A 15,049-nucleotide genomic window follows, 5' to 3' on the forward strand; every position below is an offset into this window, starting at 1 on the left:
TTACTTAACTAGATTTTCCTGTATATCTATGTAACTAATAAACAACTAAAGATTGCCGGTACTGTACCTTTAAGTACAGTACCGACTGTATTAATTTACATTCGTTATCAAAACTTCTTCCTTCTTATTGGCTAAGCTCAGCACGTACTGAGCTAAATAATCCGGTTCATATACTTGATGGTTTTCTACCAAATTGGATACACGCCCATAATCAAACTCCACCGTCTTCCCGATGAAGATTTTAGGGAAAACAGCTTCACCATGAACCTCATTCTCCCCAAGAAGCTCCTCATACATCTTCTCCCCGGGACGAATGCCCGCATACTTTATCCCAATCTCATCTATTGAATAACCAGACAGCTTAATAAGATTCTTAGCCAGATCAACAATCTTAACCGGCTCCCCCATATCCAGCACAAAAATCTCTCCACCCCGTGCCAAAGCACCCGCTTGCATAACAAGTCGCGAAGCTTCCGGAATCGTCATAAAGTATCTGGTCATATCCGGATGCGTTACCGTAACCGGACCGCCGGTTTGAATCTGTCTTTTAAATAAAGGAATAACCGAGCCGCGGCTTCCAAGTACGTTCCCGAAACGCACAGCAACAAAATTAGTCTTGCTGTTCTTATCAAGATTCTGAATCACCATTTCCGCTATCCGTTTCGTCGACCCCATCACGTTCGTCGGGTTGACGGCTTTATCCGATGAGACCAGGACAAATGTGCCGACGCCGAATGTATCAGCGGCTTCTGCCACATTCTTCGTCCCGATAACATTGTTCTTAACAGCTTCTTTAGGGTTATATTCCATTAATGGAACATGCTTATGTGCCGCAGCATGATAGACAACATCCGGTGTATGTACTTCCATCACTTCAAAAATGCGGTTTCTATCCTGGATATCCGCAATCACAGGGATGATTTCAAATTCCTCCTTATATTTATTGCGAAGCTCCATATCAATTGTATAGATGGAGTTTTCGCCGTGCCCTAACAGAAGGAGTTTGTTCGGTTTGAACTTGCTCACCTGACGGCAGATTTCGGAACCAATCGATCCGCCTGCGCCTGTGACAAGGATCGTTTTACCTGTCAATTTTTCAGAAATGCTCTTGATATCCAGTTCTACCGGTTCACGTCCGAGAAGGTCTTCCACCTGTACATCACGGAACTGGTTGACGGAGACTTTACCTGACACGATATCCTCGATCATCGGCATGATCTGAGTCTTGGCATTCGTCTTGCTACATTCCTGGTACACTTCCTGCAGCTGACCTTTTCTGAGTGAAGGAATGGCGATGATGATATTTTCAACTTGGTACTTCTCCACGATTTCCGGGATGTCTTTCGTTCCGCCGAGGACGGTCACCCCGTAAATTTCAAGCTTCTGTTTCTTGGGTGAATCATCAATGAAGCCGACCGGCATGAGATCGGTGTCACTGCTCTTGATCAATTGACGCACAAGCATGGACCCGGCCGACCCCGCACCGATGATCAATGCACGCTTCTTTGTCTGCTGGTTCTTCATATACAGATCGCGGTACATCCTCCAGGAGAATCTGGAGCCGCCGATCAGAATCATATGCAGCATCCAGGTAACGAGCAGGATGCGTCTGTATACAGTACCTGTGATGGCAAACTGAAGGACGCCCGTCGTCAGAACCGAGAACGTGACGGCCCTCAGTATCGCCATGACCTCGCCGACACTCGCATATTCCCATGCCCTGTGATAAAGGCGGTAGATGAATGCGAATAGATGGTGGCTGACTAGCAGCACAATCGAACTGAATACGATGACCGACATGTCATATGACTGGTATGCTGCGAGAAGTATGTAATAACCGATATAAATAGCCGTAAGCACGATAATGGAATCCAGCAGCATCAACAGTGAGACCCGTTTCGTATAACTCATATAATAAATCCCTTCTTTACTCTTATTTTTTCAACTGACCCTGAATTCGACAAAATAAATACCTAAGGAAAATGTACGGTATACCCTTTCCTTAGGCATTTAGGTTATTTTTCTTGCTTTATCCTTTGGTTGATTGCTTGGTTGACAAGGTTCTGGATTTCTTTCAAATGTTCGACCGGTGCGTCCTGATAGATATAGCGGACGGCTTTCTTGATGCTTTTCGGCATGGTTTTGAAGGTGCTCATTTCTTCTCCCTTATGTAATTGAATGTTGTTTATAAATTTATACATTTATTCATTTCATTTACTCCAAATGAATAACTTACATAAAACGCTTTCATTGCCTTACTTTACTTGTTTACTTTAATATAGTAATTGTGGGCATCTAACCCTTCCTCACATCCCACCACTGACGACGAGCGTCTAAGGTAAAGTTTCTTCTTCACCCACGGCGAGACCGAGTGCCTCCATTGGTAACGGATAGGAGACATTCCCTAAATATCTATTGTTGTCCATATATTTCATATGCAGCTCACAACGACAATAGTACATTAGGACCCTATTAAAAATTCAACTACCTTAGAATATCCCCAGGAATTTTCTCTTTTTAACCTTCTCTGGAATTTCTTTATAAATATTTTTCCCCTCTACTAACAGATCGGCATTCTCTGTAAAGTAGTACACCATATCGATTCCGTAAGTATGTTCTATCTCATCCAGCGCCTTGCTCATATTGAATGTTCGGGATGATGTGTTATGTGCATCTGACGCGATGAAGTGAGTGAGATTCGCTTCGATTAATTGCTTCGAGAACTTCTGGATGTTTTTCCCGAAATGCCCTGTAAGACTTGAAGCCGTAATCTGCGTTGCAGCCCCATTTTTCACGAGGTTGTACAGTTTGTCGGGATGAGAGATCAATTCCGCATTACGTTCGGGATGGACGATCACCGGAATCAACCCTTCATTTTGAATATCGAAAAACAGACGGTCTGTATACCTCGGTACAGAATTGGATGGGAATTCCACAAAGATATATGATGAATGAATATTTAGGGGTAAAATCTCCCCATTCAGATAGTCCTCGATGATTTCACCGTAGATTCGGCATTCCTGACCCGGCAATACAACTAAATCGATCTGCTGATTTTTCAGTTCCTCATTCACTCTGTCGACCAAAGGCAGGATGTCCGACTTCGCATTTCTATATGAATTGTTCATATGGTGGGGAGTGGCAATGATGGTCTGGATTCCTTCCGACACAGCGGTTTTCGCCATTTCGACCGTCTCTTCCATCGTCTGCGCACCGTCATCGATTCCAGGTAATATATGACTATGGATATCGATCATTGCCATCACCCTCCATTTCACTAGTTCTTTTATCTTATCAACATCTATTATTTTACTACACTAGGTATTTTTGTAAACAGGCGAAAAATGTCGAATGGACACTTTTTATCTGTTATCTTTTTCCATAATAATAGTAATAGCTTGTATCCTTCACTTCGCGGTTGTTCAGCACCACTCCCAGGAGCTTCCCTTTTGTCGCCTGAAGAAGATCTTTAGCTTTCTGTGCCCCTTCGATTTCAGTCGTACCGGAACTCACCACAAGGACAGTCCCGTCACACTGATTCGCAAGCACCTGGGCATCCGTGACAGCCAGGACAGGCGGCGTATCAAAGATCACCAAATCATAATCCCCATACACGTCGACCAGGAACTCTTCCATTGACCGTGAGCTCAGAAGCTCGGCCGGATTTGGCGGCACCGGACCGCATGTCAGCAGGTCAAGGTGATCGACATCCGATGGATGAACGACTTCCCTCAGGGTCTTCTGTCTCGTGAGCACAGTCGTGAAACCGAATGTATTAGTCAGGTTGAACGTATAATGGGCCGTCGGCTTGCGCATATCCGCGTCTACAAGCAGCACGCTCTTCCCCTGCTGCGCGAAGACCACGGCAAGGTTCGCTGCCGTCGTGGATTTCCCTTCCCCAGGGCCGGATGATGTGACCATGATCGAGCGCAGGTCACGGTCGACAGATGAGAAGTTGATATTCGTACGGATCGTTTTGTATTGTTCTGAAATAGGTGACTTTGGATCCGACTTCGTTATAAGCTTACGTTTCGTATTCATCATGAGTTTTTTCAGTTTTTTACTGTTAGCCAACTTTCTCACCTCTCACACGGGAGCTGCCTTCCGAACGGTTTCGTGACTTTTTCTCATCCTGATCGGAAATGCGCGCAATCGAACCAAGTACCGGGACACCCAATAATTTTTCCACTTCATGTTCTGTTTTGATTGTATTGTCCAGGAACTCCAGTAAGAAGGCCAAACCGACACCGATCATTAAGCCAACGACTGTTGCGATGGCAATGTTTAAGTATGGCTGAGGTTTGACAGGTGATTGATTCGCTTCTGCAGGAGTAAGGATCGTCACATTGTCTACATTCATGATATTGACCACTTCTTTTTGGAAAACTTCCGCTGTCTTGTTTGCAATCAGGGCAGCCTGCTCCGGGTCTGTATCCTGCACTGTAATACTCATAACTTGCGATTGATCCTTGTTTCCTACTGTTATTCTTCCATCAAGATCTGAAGCACTTACATTGCCGTCAAGTTCACCAGACACTTTTTCAAGGATATTCCGGCTTTTGATGATATCGCTGTACGTATTGATCAATTGAAGGTTGGTCTGGATTTCTCCGGTATTGAACCCGGGCTGGCCGGCTGATTTGGACTGGTTGACTAAAAGCTCAGAGGTTGATTGATAAACCGGGGTTAAAAGAAAAAAGCTGACCGCTCCGCTGACCAGGATGGCCGTCAGGGTAATCAGAATGATTAGTCTGATGCGCTTCTGCAATGTTTCCATCAACTCGCGCAAACTGATAGTTTCTTCCATGATTTCCTCCTAATTCAAAAGAAAAATATGTAAATAATGGCGATTCCTGTTGTCTTTTCTCTGTTTTCTTGTCATAATTTTAATAGAAATGTAACATTGTTACCATTCTTATCTATTAAACTACAATTTCTTGTAAATGAAAAGACCAATTACAATATTGGTAAGTATTTCTTTTGATCTATTTTCATATTTTACATATATCGGGGGATTCTCTATGAAAAACTTCTTATTAATTGTATTTGGACTTATTTGTATTGCACTGCTTTATATAGGAAACCAATATTGGCTGGAACGCATTGCCGGGGCCCCCGCAACTCCGGCCGCGGGCGGGGTGGAGGAAGAGACTGCTTCCGGGCAGGTTGAAAAAGTCCAGGACGATCCCCTCGTTTCCAACTGGCCGGCAAACGCCCGTGAACAATATAAAGAATCGGTTAAAGATGGATTCGTATATAAGATTGCACTCGTCGGATCTGATGCTTTGGGTTCCGGGGAAGGCGGCTGGAGCGAACTGTTGAAAGAGGAGCTTTCTTCTGAATACGGTGGGCAGGTTGAAGTATCCATCTTCGAAGAAGACACCACTTCTGTAGAGTTTCTTGAAGGGGATGTATATGAAGATGTCCTGTCTTTCCAGCCTGACCTCGTCCTGTTCGAACCGTTCACCCTCACCGATAATTCCATCGGCGTCCCGGTCGAACGCAATCATGAAAGCATCCAGACTTTCTACGAAGATCTGAAGGAGGAGAACAGCAGCGTCGAACTGATCCTTCAGCCTTCCTATCCGATTGAGGGGGCGACCTATTACCCGAAACAAGTCGACGAGTTGAAGACATTCGCAGAAGAGAATGACTTTACTTATCTTGATCACTGGACGGAATGGCCTGAGGAAGAAGAGCTCGAGGAGTATCTCCTCCCTTCACAGGAAGGTCCGAATGAGCAGGGACATGAGCTGTGGGCGGATTATTTGATCGATTTTTTTATAGCAGAATAATGGTGTCTCTCTCTTTCTTGTGAACATTCATTGAATAGTAAATAATTGACTATTCAAACGGCCAATATTTTGATATGTTAACTAGTAGGCTATTTTTAAAAAGGTGAGGAAACGAATATGAGAGCTGAGAAACATAAAAAGAAGAAACGCACGTGGCTGCGCGTGGTGGGGATTGTCCTTCTCCTGATGGTACTTGGCGGAGGGGCTTATGCGTACAGCGTCTACCACTCCCTGAACAGCGCTGTCGAGACAATGCACAAACCGATTAATCGTGAAAAATCGGACAAGCGGACTGAAGAAGTGAAATTCCAGGAACGAGATCCATTCTCCGTGCTGCTCATGGGCGTGGATGAACGGAAGAACGACAAGGGCCGCTCCGATACGATGATCGTCCTGACCGTCAATCCTGATACGAAATCCGTGAAGATGCTGAGCATCCCGCGTGATACGCTGACGGATATCGTCGGTCACGGCACCCGGGATAAGATTAACCATGCTTACGCTTTCGGCGGCGTGGAAATGGCAATGGATACGGTTGAAGAGATGCTGGATATTCCGATTGATTATTATGTACAGATCAATATGGAAGGATTCGAGGATATCGTAGACGCGGTCGGAGGCATTACCGTCAACAACGACTTGAGTTTTGACGCAGGCGGCTATTCATTCCATGAAGGACAGGTGGACTTGAACGGCAAGAAAGCTCTCGCGTATTCGAGAATGCGCTACGATGACCCGCGCGGCGACTTCGGCAGACAGATCCGCCAGCGCCAGATCATCCAGGGAATCATCTCGGAAGGGGCAAGTGTCAAAAGCCTTTGGAAATTTGATGATATCTTCGATGCATTGGGAAGCAACGTAAAGACGAACATCGAGTTCAACGAGATGGTGGATATCCAGAAGCATTATAAGGATGCTTCCAATGATATTGAACAGATCAAGATCGAGGCCGGTTCCGGTACGAGGATCGATAATATCTATTATTATGTGATCCCGGAAGAGGAGATTGCGAGACTGCAAGGACTCTTGAAGGAACATTTGGAGCTGTGAGTATAAGAAAACCCGTGCTGCGGACCAGCACGGGTTTTTTATCTGGATTCTTTCTTCTGTTTCTGGAGGAATGCTTCCTCGGCCTCTGGATTAAGCAGTCCCGTGGCAATTCCGACCGTTCCCTCCTGAAGACGCCAGATGGCATTATGATCCTTCACTGCATTGGAGAAGTCTCCTTCTTTCCAATTCTTCAGGATCCCCCTGTAGAGATCTTCATGTTCATATTTATTGGTTTCCAGCTGACCCAATAAGAAATCGATCCGCTCCCCCGTAATTTCAAAGAAGGACCACTTTTCTTTTGCCTGCACCTTTTGGTGGCTCATGGCATGGATATATTGCTGCATATGTGTTTCCTTTAAAGGTGTCCTTACGTCATTTTCAAATGGGTTTGAATTATTGGCTTCAACCGAAGAATCCGGCTTATCTGCATCCGCATCGGCTGTTGCAGCGGATTCTGCTGCGCTGCCTGCTTCAGCACTTCCAGCCGTTTCGGAATCCCTTGCCGGCTGATCGAGGCTGCCCACCACGAGATAAACTCCCATCACCGTCACTAACAAGACACTTCCTAAGATGTACATAACAAGTTTCTTGCTCATCCCATCTCTCCCTTTTTCTTCCTGTGTTATTGATTTCGTTATCTGACGCCTGAATTCCTCCTTTCCTCCGTTAGTTAACTGCCGTTGATTACATTGATGACATTAAGAATCCCCACACCAACAAGATTGGTAGATAAGGAAAATTATGAAAGAAAGTATTGAAATCACTTTGATTTAATAGTTAAATAGACTATGTGTATTTTTACCTATTAGAGTATATTTTTACTGCATTTATATATATTGTATTTAATTTCTGTAAAAAAATAGGTGAATGTATTCAATTAAACAATAAAGGAGATCGGAATATTGTCTACTAATCTGCAATCGAAATTGGGTGAAGGCCTTTCCAAATTCCAGGGAGGCATCGAACAGGGAAAGCTTAAATTACAAACCGTCCAGGAAATCAATAAGATCAAGAAAGAAATGCACGATGTCTCTGTTAAGAAATCCAAGATGCTAATGGAAGTGGGGCAAAGCGCTTATAAGAAAATCAGGAACAGCGAGCTGCAAGATCAGGAATTGATGGAACTCACGGCTAAACTGACTGAGTTGGATCACTCCATCTACGAAGCTGCTAGAAAAATCGCTGAGTTGAAGAGCAGCCCTGATCAAAATGTGATCGTCTGCCCTTCCTGCAGCACCCCGAACGAGCCTGACGCCAAATTCTGCGGCGGCTGCGGTTCAAAAGTCGAAAAAGCGAATGAACTTGAGAGTGATTCAGGTAAAGTGTGCGGCGGCTGCAGCGAGCCGTTAGCACTCGAAGCAAATTATTGCCACTGCTGCGGAACAAAGGTCACAGCCTAGAATAGAAAGGAGGAATACAGACTGTGTATTGCAAACATTGCGGAACAAAAAACAAAGAAGATGCACTCTATTGCATAAACGACGGAGAAGCATTGTCCTTACATAACGAACAGGTCCTGTTACAAAAAGAAAATAACCGTTACTGCAGCAACTGCAGCCATGAAAACCAGGCAAGTGCGCTGTACTGCATGGCATGCGGTCATACGATGAGCAAAGTGAAGGAAATCACTGAGGGAGAACCCAAACGTGCAAACGTACAGACCATGACCGCCGATACCCGTCCGGCAGGCATCCTGTCCACCCTGACGGATATGAACTCCTTAAAAAGGCTTGCCGTCTGGAACGGAATTTCTCTTGCTGGTCTATTACTGATTTCTCTTATTATCAGCTCTGCTGTCAACGGTGTCCTGCGCGACGCCCTGCGCGGGGATTTCGGCGCCCTGATCGATGGCATCAAGCTGCTATCCTTCTCTGATGTGTTTATGATCAGCCACATGATCGGGGTTGATTACTTTGCCAACGCGATGATGTTCGAGGGAGTTCTTTCGACGACCAGCGGATTATTCAATCTATTGCTCCTCCCTGCCGTCGTCTTCACCATAACGGGATACCTGATGAACCGGAAGCAGCCTGAACAGCCATTCATTGAAAAAATGAAATGGAATGTTTCGTTCTCCGTTCTTTATGGTGCCGTAATCGGTATCATAAGCACCTTCGCCGGTGTCTCCATGGAAATGACCGATCCGACAGGCTTCTTCGATGACATGACGATCACACTCGGATCAGATTACCCGTTCTTAGAGAGTGTATTCAACGGCTTTGTGATCAGCTTTATTTTCACGGGCCTGGGGGCCGTCTTTTCGATGGGGAAAGAAACACGCTCTTTCAACGGACACTATGGGCTTTCCATTTCAAAGGCCATTCTTCACTCCATGACCGGTCTTGTCATCATGATGGCAGCCGGAGCCTTCATCATTTCGTCACATGATGAGCTGTCGACCGAGGAACCCGCTGCGGATATCCTGCTGGGGACTCAGGTTGGAGGCTACCTTTGGAATGTCGCTCAATTCGAATCTCTCACGTTCGATTTAACTGCGGATGGAGAATCCGTACATGCCACATACTCTCTGCTCGGAGGACCAAAGGCGTCCGAAGACCAGGAGGGATTTGCTGAATTGTTCGAGGAAATCAGCTGGATCTGGATCTTTGCCTTTATCCCTGCAGCACTTCACCTGTGGGCCGGCAATCAGCTGCGTAAAGCATCCGGAGGGAATATCCTTCAGGAACTGGCTGCTTATGCCATTGCTTTCGGTGTGATCAATGCGGTTGTCGTGGCCATCTCTAAATTGACGATCAGCACGAATTTCGAGGGAGTCTTCGACGCTTCATTCGGTTTCTCTGCAATCAGTACAGGGATCATCAGCGCCATTCTGGCATTTGGCGTTTCCTACCTTGGCGTGATGGTGACAAACCGCCAGGAACCAGTCCAAACATCACGCGCGGCTTAAATAAGGGGCTGTCTTCAGGGCAGCCTCATTTTTTGAACAGATCTAAACAATAGAGGAGAAATGACTGTGAAATTTTGTACATCCTGCGGACAAAAAATGGAACATAACAGCCCGTTCTGTAAGGGCTGCGGAGCCAAACACGAAACGAAGGAACCAACTCGCACAGGTGCATCTTCTGCATCCATGCCTTCGCTTTCCTCCCTTTCCAAAAAGACTAAAATCCTGATTGGTTCTGCCCTTCTGGTGCTGATCCTCTGTGTGTCGCTCTATAAAGTCGGGGAAGCATACACGGATAAAGCAAAATTGATGGAGAACTTCGAGGAACAACTGGAGAAAGGGAACACAGATGAATTGCTTTCATTGTTGAGTACGAAGGAAGATTCAGGGGAAATCAAGAAGAAAAACGTTGGCGCCCTTGTAGGGTTTTTAAAAGAAAATCCAGACATGGAAGAAACACTCATTGCACATTTAAAGGATAATGCAAGAACTTTTGACGAAAAGGCTGTAACTGCAAGTGCGGATACCAGCGAGACGCAGCAGCTCGTCACTCTTGAAAAAAGAGGAAAAAAGTTCTTCATCTACGATAACTATGAACTGGTCCTGCAGCCATTCCCGATGACGATCTACACCAATTATGACGACCTGACATTTTATGTCGACGGGAAAGAAGTCAAACCGTCATCAGTGGATGGCGATATGGTAACGATCGGCTCATACATCCCTGGGGACTATGATGTAAAAGCCGTTTTAAAATCAGATTTTGTCCAATTGGAGAAGAAAACGGAGATCAACCATGTCGGCCCCACTGGTACCGACCTTATGTTTGATATTGATTACGTCAGGGTCAATACCAATGTTGCAGGCTCCTCTGTTTTCGTCAACGGCAAGGACACCGGCATGAAGGTGGATAAAGAAAAATCCATTGAAATCGGCCCTGTCCTCACTGACGGATCCATGACGGTGCAATTAAAGAAAGATATGCCGTTCGGAAAGATTGAATCCGAAGATACCCCGATTGACAGCAGCAGGCTGACACTTGGTTTGACATTATCGGATAAAGATAAGGAACAGGTTAAAGAAGGACTCAAGCGTCATTTCCTCAACCTTTCCAAAGCCCTGGCCAATCAGGATGGGAAATTCCTCAAAGATGATTCCAATGACGTATCGGAATATGTCTCTTCCTCATTCGAGGATATGACCGAAAGCGACTGGAAAACGATCGGATATATCTCATCAATCGAAGTGGACACAGATGACCTGTATCTGGAGGATATCGAAGGAAGATGGTATGCCAGCCTGCCAGTCCGCACAAGCTGGATGCAGGATGAAGTCTATTCAGGCGATTCAGTATCACTTTCCGAACAAAGCGCTGAAAACAGCTATTCCTTAACCTTTAACAACGACAAGTGGAGCGTGGAATCCTGGGGCTACATCTGGTCCTTTGATGATGAACATGCTGAGGAAATCAAGGTCGATACGACAGCACTCAAAAAGCAGCTTGAATCATCATCTGCTTTCACAAACATGAATGAAGAACAGGCAGCAGGCGATGTCGAATCCTTCGTTGAATCCTACATCTCTTCTTCCGTGCAGGCCATTAACGAACGAGACTATTCAATGATAGCCGGGGACATCGACTCCTCCTCTGAATACTCAACAACCGTATCGGACTATATTGACTATCTCGACAAAAAAGGCATCACCGAAGACCTCGTCAATGTAGATGTAGAGAAAGTTGAAACCCTGGACGACGGTTCATTCTATGTATATACCTTTGAGGAATACAATATCCACTATGATGACGGCACTTCTAAATACAAATCATTTGATGGGAAGTACAAAGTGACATCCACAAGCAGCGGCTTAAAGATGTATGATTTGGTCTCTACGGAGGAAGTGGAGAGTAAGGATCTATAAATAAAGTGCATAGAACGGAAAAGCCGGCGCAATCTTTGATTGCGCCGGCTTTATTAATCTAAATTCGAAACGAAGAATTAAAACGTGCGATATCCCGCAAATCGAGGTGACCAGTACGTGTTGTTCAACTTGCTCACGACAACACCGCTATCCGAAGCATGGACGAATTCACCATTTCCAACGTAGATGCCCATGTGACTGATGCCTGCTTTATACGTATTTTTAAAGAAGACCAAATCACCCGGTTTCGGATTGGATACAGCTGTTGATTTGCTGTAATAGCCTTCCGTATTGGTACGGGAAAGGCTTGTCCCGGCCTGGTTGAACACATAGTAGATAAACCCGCTGCAGTCGAAACCGCTCGGTGTGGTCCCGCCCCATTTGTATTGCGTACCGATGTATTTCTTCGCTACATCCACAACATTGGACGTTTGGCTTGTATCACCACCATCGGAAGTGGATCCTCCCATTGAAAGCTTTTGACCGACATAGATCATGTCAGATTTAAGAGCGTTCCAAGACTTGATCTGAGATACACTCACGTCGTATCGTGCAGCGATATGTGATAATGTATCGCCTGATTGAACCGTGTAGATTGTTCCGTTCGTTGACGGTTTTTGCTGAGTGGTTGTATCGCCTGAAGCAGACACTTTCAGCACCTGACCAGGATAAATAACATCACTGGATAAGTTGTTCCATTCTTTCAACTCGGCAACATATACATCGAATTTCTGTCCGATCTTAGATAGGTAGTCTCCTGATTGAACGGTATATGTTTTTGCAGATGTTGAAGTCGAGGCAGACACTTCCAATACCTGATCGACATAGATCATGTCGGAAGTTAGGTCATTCCAGTTTTTTAATTTCGAGACGGATGTATCATATTTATAAGCGATCCCGGACAGGGTATCACCGGATTTCACGCGATAAGAAGCGGCATCAGCAGAAGTAACAGCAAGTGACGAGACTAAAGCAGCAGTTGTAACAGCAATGATCGTTTTCTTCAAAAGATATTTCTCCTTCTACAAGTAAAATTTTCATGCTTTTCCATTATGATAGAAGGAGATTGATAGGTTAATAGTTCTTTTATCCTGTTCTGACATAAAACCCCTTTTAAGCGTATGTTTACGGGGTTTAGTAATTTATGGGTTTGTTTCCAACTCGGGTATGTGAAGGCTGTGATTTTGTTGAGCCTGGCTCAATTGCAAGGTTTTGATCCTGGCTCCATTTCGCTGATTTGAGCCAGGATCAACTTGTGGAATCTGGTATTCCGTTGGTTTGTACCTGGTACATCGAGCACGGTATGTACCTGGTACAATGCCTCCGATTTGTACCAGGTACAAAACTGTCGATTTGTGCCAGAAACAAAAATGAAAACGCTAACCTTTTTCCATTGACAACTTGTATATACATGAATAGAATAAAAGTATATCTTGTATATACAACAAGACCTCAAATGTTTGTAAGCGTTATATATGCTATTTGAATTGTGTCCAGAATGAGCCCTTTCCAGCGATTGATTGGAGTGGAAGACGTAGACTCCTGCGGGAAAAGCGCGTTAGGTGAGACTTGTCTAGCTACGTTGCACGGAAATCAATAGCGGTGATGGAGGCTAAACTGCCAAAAAGCAAAAAAGCTTCAAATAGCATATTTTAGGACGTTTTTCACAAACTATTTAGGGGAATTCCATTAATAGAATTGTAAGCGGGTACATGACAGCTTTCGACAATAATCGGGAGGTGCCTGTCACCTGCCAAATACCAGGGAGGGAATTTCATGAGCGTAAGCAGAGAATCCGTTCGCGAGATCATCGAAGCGATTGGCGGGAAGGACAATATCCAGACGGCCACTCACTGCGTGACGCGCCTTCGACTCGTATTGAAGGACGAAAAGAAAGTAGATAAAGAACGTTTGGAAGAGATCGATATTGTAAAAGGATCCTTCTCCTCAAACGGACAGTTCCAGGTTGTCATCGGACAAGGTCTGGTCAATAAAGCGTATCAAATCTTGGCAGAAGAAACAGGCATCGAGCAGGCATCCAAACAAGATGTTAAGGATGCGGCGACTCAGAACCTGAACCCGCTGCAGCGTGCCATCAAGACGCTCGCCGACATCTTCATCCCGATCCTTCCGGCGATCGTAACGGCCGGTTTGCTGATGGGTTTGAACAATATCCTGACCGGACCCGGCATTTTTTATGATGGCAAGTCCGTCATTGATGTTCACCCGCAATGGGCAGATCTTGCCAGCATCATCAATTTGATTGCCAATACGGCCTTCGTGTTCTTGCCCGGGTTGATCGGTTGGTCGGCCGTTAAACGGTTCGGCGGAAGTCCGTTACTCGGTATTGTTTTAGGTCTTATCTTAGTACATCCTGATTTGATGAACGCATGGGATTATGGTAAAGCTGATGAAATCCCGAAATGGAATCTCTTCGGTCTTGAAATCGATAAGATTGGTTACCAGGGACAGGTATTGCCGATCCTCTTTGCATCCTACCTGTTGGCTAAGATTGAAATGTTCCTGGACAAACGCGTACATGATTCAATTAAACTGCTGGTCGTTGCACCGATTGCATTGTTAATCACAGGTTTTGCTTCATTTATTGTCATCGGCCCTGTAACATTCTTCATCGGTAATTTATTGACTGACGGTGTTGTATGGGTATTCGATTCTGTATCCTGGTTAGGTGGATTACTCTATGGTGGTCTGTACGCGGTTATGGTTATCACCGGTATGCACCACACGTTCCTTGCAGTCGACCTTCAGCTTGTCGGAAGCCAGGGTGGAACATTCTTATGGCCTATCCTTGCGCTATCCAATATTGCACAGGGATCAGCGGCACTGGCGATGATGTTCGTTGCGAAGAAAGAAAATGAAAAACTGCGCGGTCTGGCAGGTACTTCAGCCATATCAGCATATCTTGGAATCACCGAACCCGCGATGTTCGGGGTTAACCTCCGTTACCGCTATCCTTTCATCTCCGCGTTGATAGGATCAGCTATCGGCGGCGTACTGCTTGCGATGACAGGAACCAAAGCATTCTCCATCGGTGTCGGCGGACTTCCGGGATTCCTATCCATCATCCCGGAATACTGGATCCCATTCTTCATCGGAATGGCCATCTGTATCGTCGTACCATTCGTACTCACAATGATCTGGTCTAAATTCAGCAAAAACAAACCAGTATAAATCACTAAAAATAGATAACAGTAGACGAACTTGTATATACAAGTTAAACTAAGGGGGCGAGGATGACCAGCAGTGAAAAATAAAATTCACTGTCCATCCTCCCCTCTTTTTGCTTTTCACATTTTAAAATTAATGATTTGATGAGGAGCAGACTTTATTGTGCCTCCTCCTATCTGTTTTGTAACTT

General features: G+C 45.1%; 13 protein-coding genes. 6 read left to right on the top strand and 7 right to left on the bottom strand.

Annotation, left to right across the window (positions count from 1 at the left end; all coding sequences use genetic code 11):
• Positions 1-90: 90 nt before the first annotated feature.
• The 5 genes from AS034_RS16300 to AS034_RS16320 form a co-directional block, all read right to left on the bottom strand.
• Complete coding sequence (locus tag AS034_RS16300; protein ID WP_058299352.1) at positions 91-1,911, bottom strand: polysaccharide biosynthesis protein; 1,821 nt, start codon at positions 1,909-1,911, stop codon at positions 91-93.
• Between the two features lie 104 nt (positions 1,912-2,015).
• Entirely contained in the window at positions 2,016-2,156 is a 141-nt protein-coding gene (locus AS034_RS23020; RefSeq protein WP_169792817.1) for a hypothetical protein, read from the bottom strand.
• A gap of 333 nt (positions 2,157-2,489) precedes the next feature.
• Positions 2,490-3,257, bottom strand: coding sequence for a tyrosine-protein phosphatase (locus AS034_RS16310; RefSeq protein WP_058299354.1), 768 nt, complete (start codon positions 3,255-3,257; stop codon positions 2,490-2,492).
• A 112-nt stretch (positions 3,258-3,369) separates the two neighbouring features.
• Positions 3,370-4,041, bottom strand: coding sequence for a CpsD/CapB family tyrosine-protein kinase (locus tag AS034_RS16315; protein ID WP_058299524.1), 672 nt, complete (start codon positions 4,039-4,041; stop codon positions 3,370-3,372).
• A 25-nt stretch (positions 4,042-4,066) separates the two neighbouring features.
• Positions 4,067-4,807 (bottom strand): YveK family protein, encoded by a 741-nt coding sequence (locus AS034_RS16320; RefSeq protein WP_058299355.1) that lies wholly within the window; start codon positions 4,805-4,807, stop codon positions 4,067-4,069.
• A 214-nt stretch (positions 4,808-5,021) separates the two neighbouring features.
• Between AS034_RS16320 and AS034_RS16325 the strand changes: the two genes are divergently transcribed.
• Together AS034_RS16325 and tagU are read left to right on the top strand one after the other, a co-directional pair.
• On the top strand, positions 5,022-5,795 hold the full coding sequence (locus tag AS034_RS16325; protein WP_058299356.1) for an SGNH/GDSL hydrolase family protein: 774 nt from the start codon (positions 5,022-5,024) through the stop codon (positions 5,793-5,795).
• Between the two features lie 117 nt (positions 5,796-5,912).
• Positions 5,913-6,845, top strand: a complete 933-nt coding sequence (gene tagU / locus AS034_RS16330) for a polyisoprenyl-teichoic acid--peptidoglycan teichoic acid transferase TagU (RefSeq protein WP_058299357.1) — start codon at positions 5,913-5,915, stop codon at positions 6,843-6,845.
• 38 nt (positions 6,846-6,883) lie between these two features.
• Here the strand turns inward: tagU and AS034_RS16335 are convergent, their stop codons facing one another.
• Entirely contained in the window at positions 6,884-7,441 is a 558-nt protein-coding gene (locus tag AS034_RS16335) for a DUF6241 domain-containing protein (protein ID WP_058299358.1), read from the bottom strand.
• A 306-nt stretch (positions 7,442-7,747) separates the two neighbouring features.
• Between AS034_RS16335 and AS034_RS16340 the strand changes: the two genes are divergently transcribed.
• The 3 genes from AS034_RS16340 (at position 7,748) to AS034_RS16350 (ending at position 11,670) form a co-directional block, all read left to right on the top strand.
• The gene (locus AS034_RS16340) at positions 7,748-8,245 is read left to right on the top strand and encodes a zinc ribbon domain-containing protein (RefSeq protein ID WP_058299359.1); all 498 of its coding nucleotides are present in this window, start codon (positions 7,748-7,750) and stop codon (positions 8,243-8,245) included.
• A gap of 23 nt (positions 8,246-8,268) precedes the next feature.
• Positions 8,269-9,753 carry a zinc ribbon domain-containing protein gene (locus AS034_RS16345; RefSeq protein ID WP_058299360.1) on the top strand — a complete coding sequence of 495 codons (1,485 nt, stop codon included), beginning with the start codon at positions 8,269-8,271 and terminating at the stop codon, positions 9,751-9,753.
• A 66-nt stretch (positions 9,754-9,819) separates the two neighbouring features.
• A complete protein-coding gene (locus AS034_RS16350; RefSeq protein ID WP_058299361.1) occupies positions 9,820-11,670 on the top strand; it encodes a zinc ribbon domain-containing protein in 1,851 nt (616 codons plus the stop codon).
• A gap of 77 nt (positions 11,671-11,747) precedes the next feature.
• Here the strand turns inward: AS034_RS16350 and AS034_RS16355 are convergent, their stop codons facing one another.
• Complete coding sequence (locus AS034_RS16355; RefSeq protein WP_058299362.1) at positions 11,748-12,677, bottom strand: C40 family peptidase; 930 nt, start codon at positions 12,675-12,677, stop codon at positions 11,748-11,750.
• Positions 12,678-13,446: 769 nt separating this feature from the next.
• On the opposite strand from AS034_RS16355, the gene treP reads away from it, so the two are divergent.
• Entirely contained in the window at positions 13,447-14,862 is a 1,416-nt protein-coding gene (gene treP, locus AS034_RS16360) for a PTS system trehalose-specific EIIBC component (protein ID WP_058299363.1), read from the top strand.
• Positions 14,863-15,049 lie beyond the last annotated feature (187 nt).

The organism is [Bacillus] enclensis, assembly GCF_001456935.1.
Lineage (GTDB): Bacteria > Bacillota > Bacilli > Bacillales > Bacillaceae_B > Rossellomorea > Rossellomorea enclensis.

Excerpts from the sequence above, each read along its gene's own strand:
- tagU (WP_058299357.1), top strand. The coding sequence starts at position 5,913 with ATGAGAGCTGAGAAACATAAAAAGAAGAAACGCACGTGGCTGCGCGTG.
- AS034_RS23020 (WP_169792817.1), bottom strand. The coding sequence starts at position 2,156 with ATGAGCACCTTCAAAACCATGCCGAAAAGCATCAAGAAAGCCGTCCGC.
- treP (WP_058299363.1), top strand. The coding sequence starts at position 13,447 with ATGAGCGTAAGCAGAGAATCCGTTCGCGAGATCATCGAAGCGATTGGC.
- AS034_RS16325 (WP_058299356.1), top strand. The coding sequence starts at position 5,022 with ATGAAAAACTTCTTATTAATTGTATTTGGACTTATTTGTATTGCACTG.
- AS034_RS16300 (WP_058299352.1), bottom strand. The coding sequence starts at position 1,911 with ATGAGTTATACGAAACGGGTCTCACTGTTGATGCTGCTGGATTCCATT.
- AS034_RS16335 (WP_058299358.1), bottom strand. The coding sequence starts at position 7,441 with ATGAGCAAGAAACTTGTTATGTACATCTTAGGAAGTGTCTTGTTAGTG.
- AS034_RS16310 (WP_058299354.1), bottom strand. The coding sequence starts at position 3,257 with ATGATCGATATCCATAGTCATATATTACCTGGAATCGATGACGGTGCG.
- AS034_RS16320 (WP_058299355.1), bottom strand. The coding sequence starts at position 4,807 with ATGGAAGAAACTATCAGTTTGCGCGAGTTGATGGAAACATTGCAGAAG.
- AS034_RS16315 (WP_058299524.1), bottom strand. The coding sequence starts at position 4,041 with ATGAATACGAAACGTAAGCTTATAACGAAGTCGGATCCAAAGTCACCT.